Below are 21,929 nucleotides of genomic sequence, written 5' to 3' on the forward strand. Positions count from 1 at the left end.
ATCCAGACACATGTCCGAACCCGAGTCCGTCATCGTCGAGGCGACCCGCCGCAGGCTGTCCGGCAAGCAGGCCGACACCGTCGACAAGCTCACCAGGGCGGCGGTGGAAGTGCTTGCCCGCGAAGGATTCGCGGGGATGACCATCCGCATGGTCGCTGCGGCGGCGGGGGTCGGCACGGCGACCGCGTACACCTACTTCTCCTCGAAGGAGCATCTGGTCGCCGAGATCTTCTGGCGGCGTTTGATTTCCGCGCCGTCGCCGGCGAGCGAGGACGCGGATCCGACCGTCCGCGTCGTCGCCGAGCTGCGCACCATCGCGCTGCTGGTGGCCGACGAGCAGGAGCTGTCCGGCGCGGTCAACAGCGCACTGCTCGGCCGCGATCCCGATGTGGTGCACCTGCGCGGCCGTATCGGGACAGAGATCCGGAAGCGGATCATCCAGGCGCTCGGGCCCGATCCGGACCTCGATATCGTCGAATCGCTGGAGCTGCTGTACGCGGGCGCGCTCGTGCGGGCCGGGATGGGGTACGCGTCGTACTCGGAGATCGCCGACCGCATCGAAAAGTCCGCGTTGCTCCTGCTCCGCTAGCTCACACCAGCGGGACGAGCACCAGCGCGACGGCGGCGAGGACATCGACGACGGCGCAGAGCTCCGCGTACCAGCGCGGCACCATCCGGTCCGCGCGATGGTGCCAGACATCCCACGCACCGTGCGCGAGGAATCCGACGGCGAGCAGAACGCGGCCGAGCGGGTCGTCGACGAACAGCACGACCGCGGCGAGACCGACGAAGGCGAGCAGCGCTACCGCCTGCGCCAGCAACACATTTCGGCCGTGCAGATGACGCCGGTAGATGCCGAAGAGCGGGTAGGCGACGGCCGCGGCGATGAGCGCAACGATGGCGAACCGCGAGCCCTCGGGCCGCACCGCCGCGGCGGCGAGCACCACGCCGATGCCGAGCAGCGTCGGCCATCGGCGTTTCACGACAGCGACCAGAGCGTTGTCCGGCGGCGGGACCACCCGCGTTGTTTCAGAGACCATGACGTCACCGTGCCCGCCACGCCCGCGACCGCACAATCACTGCCATCAGGGATGTCCGAAAACTTGGGATCCCTGTCATTCGACGTACCCTCGATGGGTGCGTGAAGTCGTCATCGTCGGATACCACGACAGCGAGCTCGTCGAGATTTCCGGCGTCTCCAGCAGCCTGTATGTGGCGAACCGGATCGGTGTCGCGCCGCAGTACCGGGTGCGGCTCGCGACGCCGGGCGGCAACGACATCGCCTGCCAGTCCGGCCTGGTGCTGCGCGGCGAGCACAGCCTCGAACGGCTCACCGGACCGCTCGACACCCTGATCGTCAGCGGCGGCTTCGGCAGTCGCGCCGCTGCGGACAACGCGCGCGTGACGGGCCACGTGCGCAGGCTCGCCGCCGAGAGCAGGCGGGTCGCCTCGGTGTGCACCGGCGCCGAAATCCTCGCCGCCGCAGGGTTACTCGACGGGAAGCGGATCACCACGCACTGGCTCTTCGCCGATCGGATCGCCGCACAGTATCCGAATGTCACCATGGACGCAGGCCCGATCTACATCCGCGAGCACAACGTGACCACGGCCGCCGGTGTCACCAGTGCCTTCGATCTGGCGTTGGCCTTCATCGAGGACGATCACGGCGCAGCGGTCGCCCGCGAGGTGGCCCGGGCGCAGGTGACCTACCTGCACCGACCGGGCAATCAGGCACAGATGAGCATGTTCGTCGCCGCACCACCTGCCGATCACGACCTGGTGCGCCGAGCCGTCGGCTATATCAACAGCCACCTCGACGAAGACCTCTCCGCGAAGCGCGTTGCGGCCGAAATCGGTGTCAGCGAACGACATCTCACTCGATTGTTCGTCGCCGAGCTGGGCCGGGCGCCCGGCCGTTTCGTGCGCCGCTCCCGGACCGAGGCCGCCGCACAACTCCTGGCAGGCACCCGCCTGCCGGTCGCCGGGATCGCCACCCGGTGCGGATTCGGTTCGGCCGAAACCCTGCGCCAGGCGTTCATCGACCGGTACGGCACCTCGCCGTCGCGGTTCCGAGCCGCCTACGCGGACAGCGATCCCGCAGCCGATCAGGATTCGGCAGGCACCGGAACTTCGGTGTAGCCGAACGCGACGAGCTGCCTGACCGGGTCGTGGTAGCTGACCCACTCGCAGATCTTGCCGTCGCGGAACCGGAAGATGTTGAGGTAGTCGTTGCGGTAGGGCCTTCCGGTAGCCTCGACCACCATGTCGCCCTTCGATTCGACCAGGAAGCTGTCGGGGTCGAGCATCGGCTCGATCTTGGTCGCCCACATCGCATAGGGCTGGTACCGGTCGACTGCCGAACTGGTCTGGCGAATCTGATCCTTGCCGTCGGCGCTGCTCGGGAAGCCGGGCAGCTGGTACGGGATCGACATGTGCACGTCGTCGGTGCACAGCGCCAGGAAGCCTTCGAAATCCTTCACCGAGCTGAGCTGGTAGAACTTCTCGATCGTCGCCATCTTCTGCTCACGGTCGTCGTCTGCCATCGCCATCACGCCTTTCCAAGAAGTGGAACCGTATGGGTCTGCTGTCAGGCTAGCCAGAATTTACGACCGATCGTTCGTTTAGTGACTGGCCTCACCTTCCGCCCGCCAGATCGACGAAGGTGCCGGTGACGTACGAGGCCCGTTCCGATAGTAGCCAAACAATAGCTTCGGCCACCTCCTCCGGCCGCCCACCGCGACGCATCGGCAGACTCGGCGCGAGACGATCGACGCGGCCCGGCTCGCCGCCGTCGGCGTGCATGTCGGTGTGAATGAAACCCGGCCGCACCGCGTTGACCCGGATGCCCTCCGCCGCGACTTCGACCGCGAGACCGCGGGTGAACGTGTCGAGCGCGCCCTTACTGGCCGCATAGTCGACGTACTCCCCCGGCGCACCGAGCCGGGCCGCCGCCGACGAGACATTGACGATCGCGCCACCCGCGCCGCCGTGCGCGGTCGACATGCGCCGAATCGCGTGCTTGGCGCACAGCATCGGGGCGACGACGTTGACGGTCATGATCCGGTGCAGCCGATCGGCGGCGAGTTCGTCTACCCGGCACTGGGTTTCGAGCGTCGCGGCATTATTGACCAGACCGGTGACGGTGCCGAGTTCGGCGGTGCCGAAGAGCGCCTCGATATCGGCGGGGTCGCTCATGTCGACCCGCACCGCGACAGCGGCTCCGCCTGCCGCGACGATGTCGCCGACCACCCGCTCGGCCGCAGCGGCATCCGCGCGATAGGTCAGGCAGACGCGATGCCCCGCCGTGCCGAGCAGGCGCGCGGTCGCCGCGCCGATGCCGCGACTGCCGCCGGTGACGATCACTGTTCCCACATCCACTCCTGACTACTCCTTCTGTGTGGCTTCGGACGCAGTGCGGAATCACCAGCCGAGCGCCGTGTTGACAGGAATATGACCTCGGCACTTCCCACCGTCCGGTTCTCGATCCTGGACCGCTCTCGCGTCCGCCGCGAGCAGACCCATTCCGCGGCGCTGCGCGACACCGTCGAATTCGCCAGGCTCGCCGAAGAGTGGGGCTACCACCGGTTTTGGGTGTCCGAACACCACAGCGTGCCCGGCGTGGCCGGCTCGGCGCCGACAGTACTCGCGGCGGCCGCCGCGGCGGCGACCACCCGCATCCGGATCGGCACCGGCGGGGTGATGCTGCCCAACCATCAGCCGCTGATCGTCGCTGAGCAGTTCGGCGTGCTGGAGTCGCTGTATCCGGGACGGATCGACATGGGTCTCGGCCGGTCGGTCGGCTTCACCGACGGTGTCCGCCGCGCGCTCGGCCACGACAAACGCGATGCCGAGGACTTCGATGCCCAGCTCGCCGAGCTGCTCGACTACTTCGAGCACGGGCGCAACGGGGTGCACGGCTGGCCCGCCGAGGGTCTGCGGGTGCCCGCGTTTCTGCTGGCGACCGGATCGGGCGCCGACCGGGCCGCCGCGTTCGGGCTGCCGCTGGTGATCGCCGCGGTGGGTGGCGAAGACCGGATGGTCGAGGCGATCGAGCGCTACCGCGCCGGGTTCCAGGCGACGGTGTGGGGCGCAGAACCGTATGTGGTCGTTTCGGGTTCGGTCGTCATCGCCGACACGACCGAGCAGGCGCACCGACTGCTGCTGCCGGAGGCATGGTCGAACGCGTACTCGCGGACCCGCGGTGAGTTCCCGACCTTGATCCCGCCCGCGGAGATCGAGGCGTTGGACATGACCGATCGGGAGCGCCGGATCTTCGAGGAATCGCTGCTCGGGCACATCCACGGCACCGAGGACGAGGTCGCCGATCAGCTCGAGCACCTCGTCACCCGCACCGGCGCCGACGAAATCCTGGTGCACACAAGCACTTACGATCGTGCCGCGCGCCTGGAGTCGCATCGCAGGCTGGCGCGGCTGACCGGACTGCTCGCGTCCGACGCGGACAGGAGCGGGGCGGCGGTGTAGCCGCGGTCAATCGGCCTGTGGGAAGCACACTTCCGCGGCGGCATAGCCGAACAGTGCGCGCCTGCCCGATGTCGCGTCGATCGCTATCGTGGCTCGTCGACGGCGTCGATCCACCCCGGTGACGCGACCGCGGAACTCGATCGCCTTCGCGGTGAACGCCGGGATGCGCACGTAGTGCGTGTAGGGCGCGAACTGCGCACGAAACCGGGTGACCGCCACGGGATCACCCAGCCAGGAACTCAAGAACGTCGTGGCCAGGCCGAGTTTCAACGACTCGGCGGCGACCGCGGGATCGGTCGCGTCGTGCTCGCCGACCACCCTGGCGAAGTCCCGCAGGTCGTCGTGGGACAAGCGCATGGTGCGCGCAGGTAGCTCGGCGCCGACCGTCAGGTCGGCGAAAGCTAGGGCGGGACAGGCTGTCCGGGCAGGTTCGTCGTCCGCGACGACGGTGAGTTCGTCGCATGACCGTGCGCGACCAAGTCGGCCGGGTACACAGTCGTCGGCGGTTCTGGTCAGCAATGCGGTCGTCCCGGTGTGCACCACCATGCCGTGCTGATCGAGGAGCGCGCCTTTGACCGTCAGCACGTGATAGTCGGCGAAATGGTGGCCGGACTCCACTCGGACGGCACAGGTCAATTGATCGCCCGCGACCAGCGGTCTGCCGAAGTCGAATATGTGATCCACGTGCAGAATTCGAGACGGGCCATAGTTGTCGACCAGCGCACCGAGAATATCGCGCTGCAACCCGACAAGAACCGCGGAAGCGAATGTCGACGGCGCGAGCAGCCCGTCGAAACCGAGCTCGACAGCCGCGTCCGCGCTCCAGTGCGCCGGGTGAAAATCCTGGATGGCGCGGGCGAATTCACGAATCCGGGACCGGCGAACGACATACGGCGCCGTCGCGCCGTCTCGATGCTCGATCAGGACCCTGGCCTGCTCGGACGGTGTCATGGCAACCATCGTCGAACATCGGAGGCCAGCTGCTCGGTAGTCGGCTGCTTCCCTGTACATCTCACGGTTCTCCGGGGGCATGTTTGGTGACGAACACCTGCGTGACGTCGAGCCACGTCTAATGTGAAATGCGGGGGGCTGTGCCGATTACCTAACCATGGCAACACCTTTGGTGAACTGTCCAGATCCCGATTCGCCCGCTGGGTCACTCGCACAACCGGCTCTAGCGTTGGCGCAGTTTCAGTGCCGTCGAACGAATTATCGGGCACTGCGGCTCGCATTTTGCGCAAAACGGGAAGGCATGCAATGAAACGGAATTCGTCCACGCTCACGGCAGCGGTGTTCGTCGGGGTCTCGGCGCTCGTGTTCGGCATCTCCGGGGTCGGCGCCGGCGCCGCGCCACCCGCCGAACCGACGGACCAGACGCTCGCCGACTACATCGCCGCGGGCCGGAAGGCCGCGCCGGTCGCCGAATCCGGCAGCGGCTCCGGCTCGGCCTGTACCTCCGGCAGCGGGGCAGGCTCGGGCAACGGCTCAGGCAACTGCTACGGCGGCTCGGGCAGCAGCGCAGGACTGTCCGGTGGATATGCCAGCGACACAGTCGGATACGGCCCGCCGATGACCTCCTGGCTGGCCGCCTTCGGCTACGGCCTGCTCAATCCGGATGTCGCGCCGCCGGGCGCCAACGACTGGGCATGCAAGCCGACCGCCGAGCATCCGCGCCCGGTGATCCTGCTGCACGGCACCTGGATGAACGCCTACAACGGCTTCGCGTTCATGGGGCAGCCGATCAAGGACGCGGGGTTGTGCACGTTCACCGTCAACTACGGCCGGTCCACCCCGATCCAGGGCGGCGGGCTCGGTGCGGTGCTGCCCGGCGTGATGGGCACCGGCTACATCCAGGACTCCGCCGCGCAGCTGGCCACGTTCGTCGACCGGGTGCTCGCCGCCACCGGCGCCGCCGAGGTCGACATCGTCGCGCACTCGCAGGGCGGCGCGATGGCCAACTGGTACACCAAGTTCCACGGCGGCGCGGACAAGGTGCGCCACCTCGTCACCTTCGGCGCGACCCACCACGGCACCACCCTGATCGGCATCGGCGCGCTCGGCCGCGCGATCAACAACTTCGGCATCGACATCCTCGGTTTCGTCGAGCTCTTCGTCGGCCACGCCGGCATCCAGCAGACCGTCGGCTCGGATTTCGTCAACCGGCTCAACGCGAACGGTGACACCGTCGCAGGCGTCGACTACACCGTCGTCGGCTCCCGCTACGACGAAGTGACCACGCCATACGAGCTGACCTTCCTGCGGCCCGTCGCCGGTGCGACGGTGCAGAACATCACCCTCCAAGACGGTTGCGAGCAGGACGTTTCCGACCACCTGACGATCATGTACTCGCCACGCGCGCTGTCCATCGCGCTGCGCGCGCTCGACCAGGCAGGCCACCCCGACCTGGTTTGCACGGCCAACCCGTGGTTGCTCGGCGGTGGCGGCAAGCTCTAGCCCCGCGGCACCGCTCAGGCGGTGCGGTAGGACCGCGCGACCAATGCCGAGCGCAAGTACCACAGGCCCGACGGCTGCGACGGATCGAAACCGGTGAGCTGGCCGATCCGCTTGAGGCGATAGTCGACGGTGTTGGTGTGCACGTGCAGGACTCGCGCGGTCCGCTGGCGGTTGAGGTTGTTGCCGATGTGGCGCTGCAGGGTTTCCAGCAGTTCGGGATGCTCGTCCAGCGGGTCGAGCAACTGGCCGAGGTACTCCCGGCCAGGACCCGGCCTGGTCAGCTGGTATTCGAGCGCGAGCTCGTCGAACCGGTACAGCCCGGCCACCGCTTCCAGGCGCTGCACCATGTCGAGCAGTTCGTGGGCCTGGTCGGCGGCGTTGGGAATCTGTTCCGGGGTGGCCTCGATCATGGTCGCGGTGATGCCGACCTGAGCGGCGGTCGACAACTGCGTCACCAGTCCGTCGAAGCCCTCGTTGTCGAACCCGTGCGACGGAATCAGCACGGTGCCACCGTCGACGCTGAGCAGCGACAACGCGCTGTCGCCGCAGCGCGTCGCGAGCTCGGCCTGCACCCGGCGCAGCTTGCGGCGCGCGACGACCTGGCTGTCGATCATCGGGTTGTTCTCCTCGCGGTGCGGCGGAATCGCCACGGCGAGAACGGCATACGAGGTGGCGATGGCAATGCCGCATTCGCGGGCCATGGTGGAGGTGCTGTGGCCGCCGAGCAGCGCCGAGGTGAGTGTGTGCACCGCGGTGTGGTGTTCGCTGACCACGGAGCGCAGTTCCCTGATGTAGGCGACCGAGATCGCCGAGCTGATCATGTCCAGCATTTCCAGCACCATCTTGGCGCCGTCGACCAGGCTGTCGTAGTCCTTGATGGACGCGTCGGACACCACCAGGTCCAGGCCGATCTTGAAGCCCTCGTGGATCGAGTGGTGGATGGTGTCGATCGGCACGCCCTCGCGCGCCCAGCCCGCGGCAGCCTCCTGCAGGCGCTGCAGCTTCCCCGGGATGTCCTGGCCGTCGAGCATGCTGACCGCGAATTCGAGGCAGACCCTGGTGATGGTGGTGACGTCACCGGAGATCGCGTCGGACGGCAACGTGCCGCAGGGGATGACGTTCTCGACGAAGTGCCCGACCATCTGACGCGATAAAGCACGAACGTCCTTGAGTGGCTGCGACATCGGCTTACCTGCAAGGGTCAGAATCTGCCTCGCCGAGTTGTCGATCGACATTGACCACTCCTTCCGCCCCCGGATCTCGATGTAACCCGCCCCCGGGGATGTAGCTGTGCGGCGCATTCACACTAATCGTTCGGTCTTCGGCGCGGACCGATTCGCCGGGTTCTGTGGTCTAGGTGCAGACTGGTCGGTTGGTGTTGGTGGTCTGTCACAACGGCGGCGGGGGGCCGCGACCAGCGGATCCTTCGGCGGCGAAATCCGGTACCAGCGGTTCTGTCGGTTGCCCCGAGCGCGGACCGCCCTGGCGGTAGTATCGCTCGCGCTGGGCCAAACCCCACCGAACCAGGGGCTTGCCGGAGATATGCCGTGCCGGAGAGGGTGTGCAGTACCGGCAAGGGTGCGCGGCAGGATGGCAGGGAAGACGAACCGATAGGGGCTTGCGGTGAGACCGGCTCTGAGATGTCTTGTCTGGGAACTGGACAACACATTGTGGGACGGCGCGGTCAGCGAGGCGTCCAGTGGCGCACTACGTCCGGCGGCGCTGCGCACGCTGCGGCTGCTCAGCGAGCGAGGAATCTGGCACGCGGTGGCCAGCCGGGGTGATCACGACCTGACCATGGCCACCCTGTACCGGCGCGGCGTCTACGAAATGTTCTCGGCCGTCGAAATCGGCTGGGGCCCGAAGTCTTCGGCGATCATCCGGATCGGCGCCACGCTCGGGCTCACCTTGGACACCATCGGCTTCATCGATGACGAGCCGGTCGAACGCGCCGAAGTGACCCGCGCGCTGCCCAAGGTGCGCTGCTATGCCGCCCGCAATGTCGACGTGCTTCCGGTGCTGCCGGACTTCCGGCCCGCGCTGCCGTCCGGACCGAACCGGACCCCGCCGATCGGCTTCGCCAGGGTACCCGCGCTGTAGACCGTCGCTCTCCGTGCCCGCCCGCCCTGCGGGCACGATTACGTTGCTGCCCTGGCGATCACGCGGGTACCGCGATATCAAGCGTGCGCAGACGGGCAGGCTCGGCGATCACCTCATAGGCCGCGATCCGGTTGTCGCGCACGGTGACAACGAGCGCGAGCAGCAGTCGCCCGCGCGGCGCGACGAGGATGCCGATCGCGCCGTCGACGACGGCGAGCGCGGCCACCCGCGAACGGCGTTGCAGCAGCACGGTTTCCTTCGCCACCTCGGTCGCGCCGGCGACCACCGCGGCCATTCCGGCGGGCAGCGCGGCAGGATCGGCGATCCGCACCACATCGGGCGCGAGCACCGCCAGCAGTGCCGCCAGATCGCCGCCGCGGGCCGCGGTCAAGAACGCCTCGACCACCGGCCGCTGTGCGGCGAGTCCCGGCGCGGTTTCCCCGCGCACGCGCTGCCGCGCGCGGCTCGCCAGCTTCTTCGTGGTCGCCGAAGTACGCCCGACGATCGGCGCGATCTGATCGAACGGCAGCGCGAACAGGTCGTGCAGCACGAACGCCACTCGCTCGTCGGGTCCGAGTCGGTCGAGCACCACGAGCAGCGCGCGACCGACCGAATCGATCAGCACCGCTTCCTGTTCCGGATCGCTGTCGTAGGCGGTGTCGCCGAGTTCGGCGAGCAGGTCGAGTGGATCCTCCCGCCGCGTCGCCCGTGCCCGCAGCATGTCCAGGCAGATCCGGGACACCACCGTGGTCAGCCAGCCCGGCAGGTTCGCCACCTCGCTGGTGTCGTGCGTCGCCAGTCGCAGCCAGGTCTCCTGCACCGCGTCCTCGGCCTCGCTCAGCGATCCGAGCATCCGGTACGCCACCGCGCGCAACTGGCCGCGCTGCGTCTCGAAACGCTGTGCGAGCAGGTCCTGCGCGGGCATCGGTCACCTTTCCGTTCCGCCGTCCGTCACACGGAAGACAGCGCAACGATCGCAGACCGATCGCACCACGAAACAGGAGGGTCTCCCCCAATGTCCACTGCCTACGTCATCGTCACCGTCGTCGCCGCGATCGCCATGCTGATCGCGACGGGCATCGACGTCTTCCGCGCTCAATGGGTGCGCGACAACATGAAGAGCTACGGGCTCCCCGAATGGACGCTCTATCCATTGGCCGTCATCAAGGCCGCAGGCGCGTTCGGACTCCTTGTCGGCCTTGCCATCCCGGCGCTCGGCCTGGCCGCCGCGATTTGCCTTGTCCTCTATTTCCTCGGCGCGATTCTCACCATCCTGCGCGCCCGCGGCTACGGCGACCTCGCCTACCCGATGCCCTATCTGGCGCTGGCGGCCGGCTCGCTCGGCTTGTTCGTCGCCTCCTGAGTCAGCCCTTCAGGATGAACTGCGCCGCCTGCTCACCGATGAACACCGCGGGGGCATGCGTGTGGCCACGGATCAGCATCGGCATGACCGACGCGTCGGCGACCCGAAGGCCTTGGACGCCACGGACTTCCAGGCGCGGGTTGACGACGCTGGCCACGTCGGTGCCCATCCGGCAGGTGCCGACCGGGTGATACAGGGTGTGCGAGTAGCCGTTCAGCGCGAGCTCGAGCGCGGCTTCCCGATGCTGCGGCGCCTGCGGCGGGTAGATCATCGGGCCGAGCACGGCCTTCATCGCGGGCGCGTCGGCGATGTCGGCGCAGATCCGCAGGCCCGCCATCAACGCGGCGCGATCCGCGCCCGCACTGTCGGACAGGTAGCGCGGGTCGATCATCGGCTTGGCGGCGGGATCGGGCGAGGTGAGGGTGATCCGGCCGCGGCTGTGCGGGCGCAGCAGGACCGCGGCGAGGATGTTGCCGTGCTCGGTCGGATCGAGCAGACCCTCGTAGTAGAACGGGGCGGGGGCATAGATGAGCTCGAGATCAGGCAGATCGAGTTCCGGTGTGCTGCGCACGAATCCGTACGCCTCGCCGACATTGGAGGTCAGCATGCCGCGGTGCCGGATCAGGTAATCGAGCAGCTGGCGCGGCTTCTCGGCGGCGAACAGCGAATCGGCGACGGTGTAGCCGATGCCGGCGACGAGATGGTCCTGCAGGTTCGCCCCCACTTCGGGCGCGTGGCGCAGCGCCCGAATGCCCTGGCGTGCCAACTCGTCCCGATCGCCGATGCCCGAAAGCATCAGCAGCTGCGGACTGTTGATCGCGCCACCGCAGAGGATGACCTCGCGCCGCGCCGCGACCCGATGCGGCCCGCCACCCTGGTGGTATTCGACACCGGCGGCGCGGGTTCCCTCGAAGAGCACCCTGGTGGCCAGCGCCTCGGTACGGACCGTCAGGTTCGGGCGGCGCATAGCGGGTTTCAGGTAACCGTCCGCGGTGCTCCAGCGCCTGCCGCCCTGCTGGGTCACCATCGTCTGGCAGAACCCCTCCGGCTCCGGCCGATTCGGTGGCTCCAGCTCGAAACCCGCCTCCTGCACCGCACGCAGGTATGCGGCGGTCGAGGCGCGGGGACTGCGCTGCCGCGAGATGTGCAGCGGACCGGTGGCGCCCTCGTCCGGATACTGCGCGTCCTCGACATTTTCGATCCGCCGGAACTGGTCGACCGCGGCCGCGAACCCCCACTCCGGCCCCGCGAGCAGCGCCCACTCGTCGTAGTCGGCGCGGAATCCGCGGACCCACATCATCGCGTTCATCGACGACGAGCCGCCGAACATCTTGCCGCGCGGCCAGTAGATCTGCCGATTCTTCAGCTCCGGCTGCGGTTCGGTGAGATAGTCCCAATCGACTTCGGAGCGAAACAGTTTCGCGAACCCTGCGGGAATATGGGCAAACTTGTTCTTGTCCGGCGGCCCCGCTTCCAGCAGCACCACCGTGGTCCCCGGGTCCGCGCTGAGCCGATTCGCCAGCACCGCCCCCGCCGATCCGGAGCCGACAATCACGTAGTCCGCAGTAAGCCCATCTGGTTGCACTGTCCCACTCCGATCTGCACGCCTACGGCAAAGATACGAGTTAGCGGTGGACCGTTGTCCACTTTCGGCGCAACCGGAGCCAAGTCACCGCCAAGGGAACTAGCACTTCATTGCGGGATCGGCAGGCCCAACGCCGGTGCCAGCGCCTGCCAGGCGCGCGGCAGGCCTGCCTCGAAGTCCGGCCAGGAATGCATGCCTGTCGGGCTGTAGTCGATGGTGGCTGGGATGTTCAGTTCGCCGAGTCTGGCGGCGAAGCGCTCCGTGCACGAGCGGGCGCCTGCCTCCAATGCGGTACCGCCGCCTGCCAACCGCAGGGCGTCGGCGACCGACGGCGACTGCGCGATCGCGACCAAGTCGGCGTCGGTCGGTGCACCGGTCGCGGCGGAGAGGTAGATCGCGGTGCCGCGCAACGCCTCCGCGCCGAGCACACTGTCGTGGGCGGCCCATTCCGGCGAAGACGGTGGGCCCCACAGGTTTTCCACGTTGCCGCCGCGCGATGCGACCGTGATGGTGGTGACGGCGTGACCCAAAGGGTCTGCGGTGGAATAACATCCGCTCATGCCGGCAACGGCGCGGTAGCGGCCGGGGTGGCGCTGGGCCAGCATCATCGCGGCCTGCGCACCCATGGAGACCCCGGCGATCGCGCGACGCCCGTCGGACTTCAGCAGCGACTCGACGATCGGCGGCAGCTCGCCGGTGAGGAACGTTTCCCAGCGATTCAGGCCGAGCGCGGTGTCGTGGCGCTCCCAGTCGCTGTACATGCTGCCGGTGCCGCCGCCGGGCACCACCACGTCTACCGGCTTGTCCGCGAAGTATTTCGCGGCGCCGCCCTTGCTCAGCCAGCCCGAGGTGGCGTCGCCGTCGACGCCGTCGAGCAGGTACAGGGTCGGCCGTGGCGCGGCGCCCGCACCGCGCAGCACGTCGACCTCGATGACGCGCCGCATGGCGGCGGAGGCGATTTTCAGACGATCGTGCTGCGGTCCGACGTTGTCGACGGCGAGCAGTCCGGTCCTGGTCATCGACGGATCGATGGCGGGCGGTGGGCCGCTCGGCACCCCGGGGACGTCGTCGGCGACTGCGGGCGCGGCGACTGCCGCGAGAACGATGGCCATCGCCGCCGTGCTGATCGGCCCTCGCAGACTCATCGCGCTACGACACCTCGCGCGGCCTGGTCGGCGGGCGATCCAGGCATTCGGCCACGCGCGGCCGCGGCCACGATGGCGCGGCGCAGTGCGCGAGAGCAGGTGGTGCGGTCATCGGTCATGCACAGGTTTTCGTCGGTGGCTTCGGGTCGGAGCCTACGCCCGGCGATGGGCGCGGCGCACACTGTTCCGGAGTTCTTATGACAATTCCCGGTGGCGGACGCCGGGCGAACGAGTGAACTTCCGGCGACGAATTCCGGTGTGCGGAGCACATCGCGATCGGTCGGCGCGGTGGTCACCCACACTCCTCTGTTCTCGGCGCGACCCGGCACGGCACGATCGACGATAGTGTGAAATATCAAGCCGACCAGCCGAATTCGTGTTCATTAGTCGCATTGACGGATGGCGGCTGATCGGACTGGGCAGTATCACAATCGTTGTCCGTTTCGGGCTCAGCAACCCGATACAGGCCGGGCGGCCGCGCGGCGGCGCGCACGCTGTCCAGCACATCGTGTGTGCGAGCGGCCAGTTCGGGGATGCGGGCGGTCGGGCCGCTGGCCGTGGTCGCGGTCAATGGCACCTCCGCGGCTTCGCTCAGCACGCCGAGCACGTCCGCGGTCACCGCGGGAACGCCGACGCGCGCCGACCGGTCCTCGATCGGCACGAGCACCGTGCCACCCGCGACCGACAACAGCGACAACGCACGTGAGCCGAGCGGATCGGCAAGCGCGGCCTGCACCCTGCGTAGTCGGTGCCGGGCCGCCGCGGCGCTCACACCGGGTCTTCGCTCCTCCGGATGCGCCGGAATGCTCAGCGCCACAACCTGATAGGCGGGCGCCACCGCGATACCGGTCTGTTTGGCCAGCTCGGCGACGCCGTGCCCGCCGAGCAGCGCGGACACCAGAGTTTGCGCCGCGGTCTGATGTTCTCTTGCTACCACGCGATGTTCGTCCACGTAGGCCGTCGAGGTGGTGACCGTGACCATCTCCAGCACCCGCAGCATCAGCTGCGCGCCCGCGACCACTTTGTCGTCCTCGGTCTCGGCCGCAATGAACGCCAGACCCGAACGAAGCTCGTCGTGATAGGCGCCGAGCACGGTCTCCAGCGCCACGCCCTCACGCGCCCATCGTGTTGCGCTGCCTGCGATTTCGGGCGGTTCAGCGATCGAGGCCCGGCGCGGACCGAGCCGCTCGACCGCCGCCGCCACACAGTTTCTGGTGGCGGCGGCGACTTCACCGGACGAGGGGTCACCCGGCGGTCTTGCCAAGTAATCGAGCAGCTTCGATGCCAGATTATCGGAATTCGATCTCACTCGCTGTGCCGTCATGACTAATGAAGGCTAGCCACGATTTTCGGCCGCCAACGGGATACGCCGCCGGAATCGGGGAAGTCATCAGTGCCAACCCGGCTTGTTGGGCGAATTCACAAGAATCAGAAACATTTTCACGACCCCGCACGCGCTGGCTGAACGCGCTTTTCGATCGCTGAAAGTGTGCCGCCCGCATAAAATCTGCGGCCAGGCCATGAGGTCGCCGAAAGAAATGAGCGACGCAGCGCCGACCGCGCAAACCGGCGCTGCGTCGCTCATTTCAACATTAAGCCCGGTCAGGCACCCGTGCCCAGACCTACGCCCGGCTGTCGGGAACTCTCATCGCCGCGACGCCCGATGACTGGTACCTTGCACAAACACCGCGCCCTTACGCTGGCAGCGCGGAGTGTTGCATGGATCAACGGAGCGCTGGGCGAACCTGTGAGCTGTCCCATGGGATACGAAGAACAACTGTGCAGCCGCTCGGACCCCCGATAGCATCGAGCGCTGCGCGCACCTACGGCGACAGAGCAGAGTTCGAAGGGCAGGCACTACCACAGATGAGCGGTACGCGAGAGAAGCTTGAAGAGCTCCGAGGGATCCTGGAGCTAGCCGAAGAGCCCGCCGGAGAAACCGGCATCGCGAAGCGCAAGGCCAAAGGCATACCCAGCGCACGGGAACGGGTACGCGCACTGCTCGATCCAGGCAGCTTTGTCGAGATGGGCGCGCTGATGCGCGCGCCCGGCGGCGGCAAGAACGCCATGTACGGCGACGGCGTTGTCACCGGTCGCGGCCGCATCGACGGCAGGCCGATCGTCGTGATCGCGCACGACCAGACCGTGCACGGCGGTTCGGTCGGCGAGATGTTCGGCCGCAAGGTCGCCGCCGCCATGGAATTCGCCTACGAGAAGGCCTGCCCGGTCGTGGCGATCAACGACTCCGGCGGCGCCCGCATCCAGGACGCGGTGACCTCGCTGGCCTGGTATGCGCTGATGTGCCGCCGCCAAGAGGACCTCTCCGGGTACGTGCCGCAGGTGGCGGTCATGCTCGGCAAGTGCGCGGCGGGCTCGGTGTACGGCCCGGTCAACATGGATGTGCTGGTCGCGACGGACAAGTCGTACATGTTCGTCACCGGCCCCGAGGTCATCAAGGCGGTAACCGGCGAGCAGGTCACCGCGGAGGAACTCGGCGGCGCCGCCGTCCAGGCCCGCAACGGCACCATCCACCATGTCGCCCCGGACGAGCAGGCCGCGTTCGACTGGGTGCGCAACTACCTCAGCTACCTGCCGACCAGCTGCCTGGAGCAGCCGCCGGTGGTCAATCCTGGGCTCGAGCCCGAGTTGACCAGCCATGACCTGGAACTCAATTCGATCATTCCGGACGCCGACAAGGTCGGCTACGACATGCACGAGATCCTGCTGCGGATCTTCGACGACGGCGACTTCCACGAGATGGGCGCCGACACCGCGCAGAACCTGATCACCGGTTTCGCCAGGGTCGACGGCCGCAGCGTCGGCGTGGTCGCCAACCAACCGCAGGTGCTCGGCGGCGCGCTCGACGCGCAATGCTCGGACAAGGCAACGCATTTCATCCGGCTCTGCAACGCCTTCGGGCTGCCGCTCGTCTTCGTCGTCGACACCCCCGGCGTGCTGCCCGGCGTCGAGGAGGAGCGCAACGGCGTGATCAAGCGCGGCGGGCGCTTCTTTCGCGCGGTCATCGAGGCGACCGTGCCGATCGTGACGATCGTGACCCGCAAGGCCTACGGCGGCGGCTACGCGGTGATGGGCTGCAAGCAGCTCGGCGCCGACATCAGCCTGGCCTGGCCGACCGCGCGGATCGCGGTGATGGGCGCCGAGAGCATGGTCGGCATCATCGGCCGCAAGCAGCTGGAGGCCACCCCGGTCGAGCAGCGCGCCGCGGTGCGCCAGCAGATGATCGACTTCTACAACGCCACCATGGCTACGCCGTGGATCGCCGCGGAACGCGGGTACGTCGACGCCGTCATCGAGCCTGCGCAGACTCGGCTGGAGATCCGCAAGGCGCTGCGACTGCTGCGCGACAAGTCGGCGACGAAGCCGAACCCGCGCAAGCACAGCCTGATGCCCGTATAGACGGTGCTGCCCGGTTGTGTTGTGTCACAACATAACCGGGCGAATGATCATGGGTTGTCCGGTGCCGTGCCACCGACCGGACGCGCAACGCGCCGATGACCTAGCTTCGACAGTGTGCCCGGCCGTCGTTCGCCGCGATGGGGCCGGGCACGCGACGTGCCCGCCGCCTGTTCCCTACCCTCGCCGGCGGGCACGTCGCACACCTGCTCAGCTGTGGCTGCCCCAGCGCAGATCCGCGGTGGCCCACTCCATTTCCCACATCCGCAGCCGTCGCCGATCGAGGGTGTGCCGCAGCCCGACGTAGCAACCGGCAAGTAGAACCGTCGCCCCGAACACCGCGCCCGTGGTGAGCAGCAGGGCCTTGCTGAGGGCCTGAGACTGCGACGGTGGTTCGACGATCCTTCCTGCGCCGTTGAGCCAAAGAGTCACGGTCGCACCGGGTTCCACCACGGTGGGCGACTGGTAGTCGTCGGTGTGCAGCGTGCCGTCGGCGTCCTTCCACTGCACGGTGGCAGGCATGATCGGCGCGTACAGCGGCGCCTTCCCGGTCGCGGTCACGGTCGCCTCGATCTGCCGCAGCTGCGCCGTTTCGGCCTGCACCGCAGCCGATTCCGTGCGGTAGACCCTGGTGCCGACCGACATGATCAGCACCGGCAGGATTATCAGGAACAGCAGCGCCAGCACGACGGAGACCAGGGTTTGCACCCGATCTTCCTTGCGGCGCATCGGATTACGATCCAGCCCGACGCGGCGGCAGGTCCGGCGGTACATGCTCACCGACTCAGTGGTCATGACGGTGACTCCTCGTTCCGGAATTCTTTGGTGAGTGCGACGAGAGTGTCGAAGTATTCCTCGATGAGTTCGGGTAGGCCGTTCGGATCGTCGCCTGCGGCCCAGGCCTGCAGCGCTGCGATGAGCAGCCCGGCGCCCGCGGCCACCGCGGCGGCCGGGCGCGCGTCCCGCTCCGGGTCGACGCCGAGGCGAGCGGCGATGATCCGCACCGATTCTCGCTGACCTTCGACGCGAATGCGCTGATATCCGGCGAACAACTGCGGTTCGTCGTCGAATCGTTGGAACAGCGCCCACCGCCTGGCCAGCAGCTCGGCGCGCTCGCCGCCGTGTGCCGCTTCGAACCAGTCGTGAATGGCGTTGCGATAGGCCAGCAGTGGGGGTTCGGTCACGGGCCGACGGCACAGCGCGTCGTTGAACGCGTGCACGTCTTGGTCGACATCACCGAGGACGGCATCGACGATGGACGTGAAGTGGCGACTGAAGGTGCGCCGGGTGACTCCCGCGCGCACCGCGATGTCCTCGACGCCGACGGCGTCGAAACCGCGTTCGGTGAGCAGATCGAAGGCCGCGCGCGTCAGCGCCTCCCTGCTGCGTACGGTCCGCAGCCGACGGCCATCCAGATCGACACCGGTGTCGCTCATAGCTTCACTCTACCACCTTATTGTCCCAATGGGACAATACCTCGCCGCCCGTGTCGACGCGCCTCGGGGGCCGCACATCGGCACGGCACACCCCGTCGAGGGTCGGCAATTCGTCACGACTATCAGATGCCCATTTCGACGGCACCGAATCACGCCGTACCGTTCCGGCGTGCGAGAGCAAGGTCAGCTGGTGGGTCCCGCGGGCTCATCGAGGATCGCAGGCTGGCGCCTGCGCAGCGCTTCGAGCAGCCCGACGGTGTATTCCGGCGGCGCGGCGTGCACCGAAAGCTGGTTCGCCACAGCGCGATACGCGTCCAGGTCGGCCTGCTTGTCCAGGTACAGCGCGCTGGTCAGCTGCTGCAGGTAGACGATGTCGGGCAGGTCGGCCTCGGCGAAACGCAGGATGGTGAAGGCCCCGTCGGCCAGGGCGGGCCCGCCGACATGGTCGGCGAGCACCTGGACGGTGACGTTCGGCTTCGCCACCGCACGCAGCAGGTGCTCGATCTGGGCGCGCCACACCGCGGATCCGCCGATCGGGCGACGCAGCGCGGCCTCCTCGACGATCACCCACAATTGCGGCGGGTCGAGCCGGTCGAGAATGTTCTGCCGGCGCATGCGCAGCGCCACCCGGCGTTCGATCGCGGACTGCGGCTCGTTCGAATGGGCCAGCGACAGCAGCACCCGCGCGTATTCGGGGGTCTGCAGCAGCTCGGGCACCGCCCTCGGCTCGTAGGCACGGACCAGCGTCGCCGCCTGCTCCAAGCCGAGGTAGGTGTCGTACCACTTGGGCAGCCAATCGCTGTCGCGATGCCACCAGCCCGACGCGTTGGCCTGCCGCGCCAGCTCCAGGTACTCCTCGCGCTCCGTCGGGTCGGTGATGCGATACAGATCCAGCAGATCCTCGAGGTCACGTTCCCGGAAACCGGTGCGGCCCAGCTCGAGTCGGCTGATCTTGGAGTGCGAGCCGCGGATCGCGTCGCCCGCCTCCTCCCTGCTGATCTCGGCCGCCTCCCGGAGCCTGCGCAGCCTGCCGCCGAGCACCATCCGGAGCACGGTGGGGCCACCACCGGCCGGATTCATCCCGACACGGAGGGGTTCAGCAGACTGCCGCACCTCCGAAGCACGCATTCCCCGAGTTTGCCACGCGACGGCTGTCCGTTTCTACTATCCAAAGACCCTGTGCCGCTGCCCAAAGGCGCTGTGCTTTCAGCCCAGCGCGACGTCCGCGATCGCCCGTCCGAACAGCTTTCTGCCGTCACAGGTCGCGGTAAGCGCGAGGGTTGCCGTCCGCTGTTCCGGGTCGAGATCCTTGATCTTGCCGCGGAATTCGATGACGCTCGCCGTGGTCGCCGCCACCGGCGCGAACCCGGCGAAGCGCACGCCGTACCCGGTGACGGCGGCGGGATCACCGAGCCACTCGGTGAGGTAACCGGCGCCGAGGCCCATGGTGAGCAGGCCGTGCGAGACGACATCCGGAAGGCCCGCGCTGCGCGCGACCACGTCGCTGAAGTGGATCGGATTCGAATCACCGGACACCCCTGCGTAATTCACCAGATCACCGCGGGAGAGCACGAACGAACGCGACGGCAGTTCCATGCCGACCGACAACTCGTCGAAGCTCGGCACCGTCCGCGGCGTCCGTTGCCGATCCTTCGGGTCGGCGGCAGGCGGTTCATCGAAACATTCGACCACACCGGCCTCTTCGCCGAGGGCGGCCCGCTGCACCGCGGCCTCGTGCCGGTCGGCGCCCGATTGCCCGGACATGATGACGCCGTCGACCGCCGTCCGCAGCTCGGTGGCGATCTCGACACCGGTCTGGGCGACCGCGGTGGAGGTCGCGGTCTGCAGCAGCTCCTTGTGCTGGTTGGTGAGCACGTTCTTGGTCACCATGAAGTCTTTGTCGCCGAATTGGCGGAACGACTCGACATACGAGACGCAGTGCAGCTGATCGCCCGCGAGCACCGGGCGGTGCACCTGGATCGACTGCTCGGTCTGCAGCACCTGGCCGATGTCGTAGGCGGTGAGCACCGACTCGAACATCTTGCGCTGCATCAACATCAGCACGATCGAGGTGAAGGTGAGCGGCGCGATCAGGCCGTCGTAGCCGAGGTCGGCGGCCGCCGATTCGTGCCAGTGCGCCGGATGCCTGTCCTGCAGGGCGCGCGCGAACTCGCGGATCTTCTCCCGTCCTACCTCGTAGTGCTCCGTCATCCGGTAGTGGCGGCCCACCAAGGCCTGTGCCTGTTCGGATGCAGTCGTCGTGATGTCGTTCATGTGCCTCTTTCGCGAATCCGCGGCGTCGAGCTCGCCCGGACCGCAACACAATACCGAAACGCGGCATGGTCACCTCCCGTGGGCGGGAAGTGCGGACCGGGCTCCACCGAAACGAAGGAGCGTCGTCCGTGATTGATCGCCGCATCGGCGCCGCGTGCAACACCAAAAATTCAGGAGGCTTGACGCCGACCCGGTGCTGGGCAACCGTTCAGCATTCGTTCGGCGCAGGCACCCCGTGCAGTCGCTGATCCAGCCAGAGCATCGCCTCGGGATAGCCGAGCCCGGCCGCGATGATGTGTTCACCGAACACACTGCGGTACACCGCGGGCACGCCGAGCCTGCACTGTTCCTGGTACAGGTTGCGCGCGCCCTCGGCCGGGATCCAGAACTCCTGCTCGCCGTTGTAGATGTACAGCGGCGTCGCCGATTTCATGTCCGCCATCCTGGTGACCCGGTAAATCTGGTCGGCCACTTCGGAATTCAGCGGGTCGGGGATGTTGGCCGCGACATCGATCGGCAGCATCAGGATACCGATCGCCCCATAGGTGCTGCCGCAGAAGTTCTTCACCGGCGAGGTCGCGATCCACTGCGCCAGATGGTTCATCCGCGCCAGGATCTCCGGACGCTCCCTGCCGATGCCGAAGACCGCGGCCATGAACACCGCCGACGCGAGGTTGCCGTTCATGCTGCGCGCGAGGATCTGATAGTCCGCGGGGACGCCGCCGAGCGCGGCGCCGACGATGACGTCCGCCAATTCCGGTGCGTAGCCTTCGATCAGCTTCACCGCACCGTGCGTGGCGATGGCGCCGCCCGAGTAACCAGCCATGCCGAATCGGCTCGCGCCGAACTCGACCGGGAATTGCCCGCGGACCGCGCGGATGCCGTCGAGCACCGCATGCCCTGCCGTGACCGGCTCGGCGTAGGCCATCCACGGACCCTCGTGGTCGGGGATGAGCACGGCGTAGCCGCGCAACGCGGCGATATAGGTCGTCGGCGGGATGAAGTCGGTGACGCTCGTGTCGGTGTTGAAGCCGTGCGCCAGCGTGTATCCGGGCGTGCAGGTCCGTCCGAGCGCATCGATCGGCAGGTTGTTGACCACCACCGGGCGCGGACCGGGTCCCGACCAGGCGGCCGCGGGCACCACCAGCGTCGCGGTGGCGTACGAGGGCGCGCCCTTCGCGTCGGTGGTCCGGTATTTCAAGAGCTGCGCGCGCTGAATCGGCAGCAGCATCAGCGGGGCTGTCGTCGCGGTGATGTCCCTGACCTCGATCAGCTGGCCCTCGGCGAGGTCGGCCAGGTTCGCGGGCCATGCGTCGAAGATCGGGTCGCCGACGTTCTCGGGCAGCACAGCCCGGTGCAGCGCGATCGTGGAGGGTTGCGGATTCGAGTCGAGGATCACCGTCGACTCGGGTGGAACCGGCGCGAGCGGCGGAGCCGGAACCACCTGATCGATGAACTGTTGCAGAGTGGGCAGCGGCGGCGCCTCGGCCGGTGGCGGCGTCAACAATCCTGGTAGATCCGCCAATTGAGGTAGTGGCGGCAGCCCGGGAATGGGCGGCGCAGGCGGCGGCTCGGCGGCCGCCGGTCCCGTCGCAATCGGGCACAGCAGCAGTAAGGCCACGGCAATGGCAGGCAAGCATCTCATGGCACACGCCTTTGGGTGCGGACGTCAGGTT

General features: G+C 67.8%; 22 protein-coding genes. 7 read left to right on the forward strand and 15 right to left on the reverse strand.

Translation table 11 applies throughout. From position 1 onward, the window contains the following. Positions 1–10 precede the first annotated feature (10 nt). Positions 11–589 (forward strand): TetR/AcrR family transcriptional regulator, encoded by a 579-nt coding sequence (locus ACGFNJ_RS19835; RefSeq protein ID WP_393449785.1) that lies wholly within the window; start codon positions 11–13, stop codon positions 587–589. Between the two features lies 1 nt (position 590). Here ACGFNJ_RS19835 and ACGFNJ_RS19840 read toward each other — a convergent pair whose 3' ends face one another. Continuing rightward, complete coding sequence (locus ACGFNJ_RS19840) at positions 591–1,040, reverse strand: hypothetical protein (protein ID WP_393449788.1); 450 nt, start codon at positions 1,038–1,040, stop codon at positions 591–593. 97 nt (positions 1,041–1,137) lie between these two features. Between ACGFNJ_RS19840 and ACGFNJ_RS19845 the strand changes: the two genes are divergently transcribed. Then, positions 1,138–2,139, forward strand: a complete 1,002-nt coding sequence (locus ACGFNJ_RS19845; RefSeq protein WP_393449791.1) for a GlxA family transcriptional regulator — start codon at positions 1,138–1,140, stop codon at positions 2,137–2,139. Here ACGFNJ_RS19845 and ACGFNJ_RS19850 read toward each other — a convergent pair. Together ACGFNJ_RS19850 and ACGFNJ_RS19855 are read right to left on the reverse strand one after the other, a co-directional pair. After that, entirely contained in the window at positions 2,106–2,543 is a 438-nt protein-coding gene (locus tag ACGFNJ_RS19850) for a nuclear transport factor 2 family protein (RefSeq protein WP_393449794.1), read from the reverse strand. The two genes, ACGFNJ_RS19845 and ACGFNJ_RS19850, sit on opposite strands and share 34 nt — an antisense overlap. A 91-nt stretch (positions 2,544–2,634) precedes the next feature. Beyond that, positions 2,635–3,378 (reverse strand): SDR family oxidoreductase, encoded by a 744-nt coding sequence (locus ACGFNJ_RS19855; protein ID WP_393449797.1) that lies wholly within the window; start codon positions 3,376–3,378, stop codon positions 2,635–2,637. Positions 3,379–3,450: 72 nt separating this feature from the next. Here ACGFNJ_RS19855 and ACGFNJ_RS19860 point away from each other — a divergent pair, with 72 nt between their 5' ends. After that, positions 3,451–4,482, forward strand: a complete 1,032-nt coding sequence (locus ACGFNJ_RS19860; protein ID WP_393449800.1) for an LLM class flavin-dependent oxidoreductase — start codon at positions 3,451–3,453, stop codon at positions 4,480–4,482. Positions 4,483–4,488: 6 nt separating this feature from the next. On the opposite strand, the gene ACGFNJ_RS19865 is transcribed toward ACGFNJ_RS19860, so the two are convergent. Then, complete coding sequence (locus ACGFNJ_RS19865; protein ID WP_393449803.1) at positions 4,489–5,433, reverse strand: MaoC family dehydratase N-terminal domain-containing protein; 945 nt, start codon at positions 5,431–5,433, stop codon at positions 4,489–4,491. Between the two features lie 306 nt (positions 5,434–5,739). On the opposite strand from ACGFNJ_RS19865, the gene ACGFNJ_RS19870 reads away from it, so the two are divergent. Then, a complete protein-coding gene (locus ACGFNJ_RS19870) occupies positions 5,740–6,936 on the forward strand; it encodes an esterase/lipase family protein (protein WP_393449806.1) in 1,197 nt (398 codons plus the stop codon). Between the two features lie 14 nt (positions 6,937–6,950). On the opposite strand, the gene ACGFNJ_RS19875 is transcribed toward ACGFNJ_RS19870, so the two are convergent. Then, a complete protein-coding gene (locus ACGFNJ_RS19875; protein WP_393449809.1) occupies positions 6,951–8,171 on the reverse strand; it encodes a PucR family transcriptional regulator in 1,221 nt (406 codons plus the stop codon). A gap of 388 nt (positions 8,172–8,559) precedes the next feature. On the opposite strand from ACGFNJ_RS19875, the gene ACGFNJ_RS19880 reads away from it, so the two are divergent. After that, positions 8,560–9,036: an HAD-IIIC family phosphatase gene (locus ACGFNJ_RS19880; RefSeq protein ID WP_393449812.1), complete on the forward strand. Its 477-nt coding sequence runs from the start codon at positions 8,560–8,562 to the stop codon at positions 9,034–9,036. Positions 9,037–9,094: 58 nt separating this feature from the next. Here the strand turns inward: ACGFNJ_RS19880 and ACGFNJ_RS19885 are convergent, their stop codons facing one another. Then, positions 9,095–9,961: a sigma-70 family RNA polymerase sigma factor gene (locus ACGFNJ_RS19885; RefSeq protein WP_393449815.1), complete on the reverse strand. Its 867-nt coding sequence runs from the start codon at positions 9,959–9,961 to the stop codon at positions 9,095–9,097. 90 nt (positions 9,962–10,051) lie between these two features. On the opposite strand from ACGFNJ_RS19885, the gene ACGFNJ_RS19890 reads away from it, so the two are divergent. Next, positions 10,052–10,399 (forward strand): DoxX family protein, encoded by a 348-nt coding sequence (locus tag ACGFNJ_RS19890; RefSeq protein WP_393449818.1) that lies wholly within the window; start codon positions 10,052–10,054, stop codon positions 10,397–10,399. A gap of 1 nt (position 10,400) precedes the next feature. On the opposite strand, the gene ACGFNJ_RS19895 is transcribed toward ACGFNJ_RS19890, so the two are convergent. The 4 genes from ACGFNJ_RS19895 to ACGFNJ_RS19910 form a co-directional block, all read right to left on the reverse strand. Continuing rightward, positions 10,401–11,984 (reverse strand): GMC family oxidoreductase, encoded by a 1,584-nt coding sequence (locus ACGFNJ_RS19895; RefSeq protein WP_393449821.1) that lies wholly within the window; start codon positions 11,982–11,984, stop codon positions 10,401–10,403. Between the two features lie 107 nt (positions 11,985–12,091). Next, positions 12,092–13,129, reverse strand: coding sequence for an alpha/beta hydrolase (locus tag ACGFNJ_RS19900; protein ID WP_393449824.1), 1,038 nt, complete (start codon positions 13,127–13,129; stop codon positions 12,092–12,094). Beyond that, positions 13,126–13,425, reverse strand: coding sequence for a hypothetical protein (locus ACGFNJ_RS19905; protein WP_393449827.1), 300 nt, complete (start codon positions 13,423–13,425; stop codon positions 13,126–13,128). The genes ACGFNJ_RS19900 and ACGFNJ_RS19905 overlap by 4 nt, the downstream gene beginning before the upstream one ends. Before the next feature lie 59 nt (positions 13,426–13,484). Beyond that, the gene (locus tag ACGFNJ_RS19910) at positions 13,485–14,393 is read right to left on the reverse strand and encodes a transcriptional regulator (RefSeq protein ID WP_393449830.1); all 909 of its coding nucleotides are present in this window, start codon (positions 14,391–14,393) and stop codon (positions 13,485–13,487) included. A 602-nt stretch (positions 14,394–14,995) separates the two neighbouring features. On the opposite strand from ACGFNJ_RS19910, the gene ACGFNJ_RS19915 reads away from it, so the two are divergent. Continuing rightward, positions 14,996–16,546 (forward strand): acyl-CoA carboxylase subunit beta, encoded by a 1,551-nt coding sequence (locus ACGFNJ_RS19915; RefSeq protein WP_393449833.1) that lies wholly within the window; start codon positions 14,996–14,998, stop codon positions 16,544–16,546. A 207-nt stretch (positions 16,547–16,753) separates the two neighbouring features. Here ACGFNJ_RS19915 and ACGFNJ_RS19920 read toward each other — a convergent pair whose 3' ends face one another. The 5 genes from ACGFNJ_RS19920 to ACGFNJ_RS19940 all read right to left on the reverse strand — a co-directional run bounded on the left by ACGFNJ_RS19920 (position 16,754) and on the right by ACGFNJ_RS19940 (position 21,898). Then, positions 16,754–17,338 carry a hypothetical protein gene (locus ACGFNJ_RS19920; RefSeq protein ID WP_393449836.1) on the reverse strand — a complete coding sequence of 195 codons (585 nt, stop codon included), beginning with the start codon at positions 17,336–17,338 and terminating at the stop codon, positions 16,754–16,756. Continuing rightward, positions 17,335–17,979, reverse strand: a complete 645-nt coding sequence (locus ACGFNJ_RS19925) for a TetR family transcriptional regulator (RefSeq protein WP_393449839.1) — start codon at positions 17,977–17,979, stop codon at positions 17,335–17,337. Before ACGFNJ_RS19925 ends, ACGFNJ_RS19920 begins: the two co-directional genes overlap by 4 nt. A gap of 183 nt (positions 17,980–18,162) precedes the next feature. Beyond that, positions 18,163–19,107 (reverse strand): helix-turn-helix domain-containing protein, encoded by a 945-nt coding sequence (locus ACGFNJ_RS19930; RefSeq protein WP_393449842.1) that lies wholly within the window; start codon positions 19,105–19,107, stop codon positions 18,163–18,165. Between the two features lie 78 nt (positions 19,108–19,185). Beyond that, positions 19,186–20,253, reverse strand: a complete 1,068-nt coding sequence (locus ACGFNJ_RS19935; RefSeq protein WP_393449845.1) for a fused (3R)-hydroxyacyl-ACP dehydratase subunits HadA/HadB — start codon at positions 20,251–20,253, stop codon at positions 19,186–19,188. A 208-nt stretch (positions 20,254–20,461) separates the two neighbouring features. Beyond that, on the reverse strand, positions 20,462–21,898 hold the full coding sequence (locus ACGFNJ_RS19940; protein WP_393449848.1) for a lipase family protein: 1,437 nt from the start codon (positions 21,896–21,898) through the stop codon (positions 20,462–20,464). Positions 21,899–21,929 lie beyond the last annotated feature (31 nt).

Origin of the sequence: Nocardia sp. NPDC049149 (genome assembly GCF_043197455.1) — a bacterium.
Lineage (GTDB): Bacteria > Actinomycetota > Actinomycetes > Mycobacteriales > Mycobacteriaceae > Nocardia.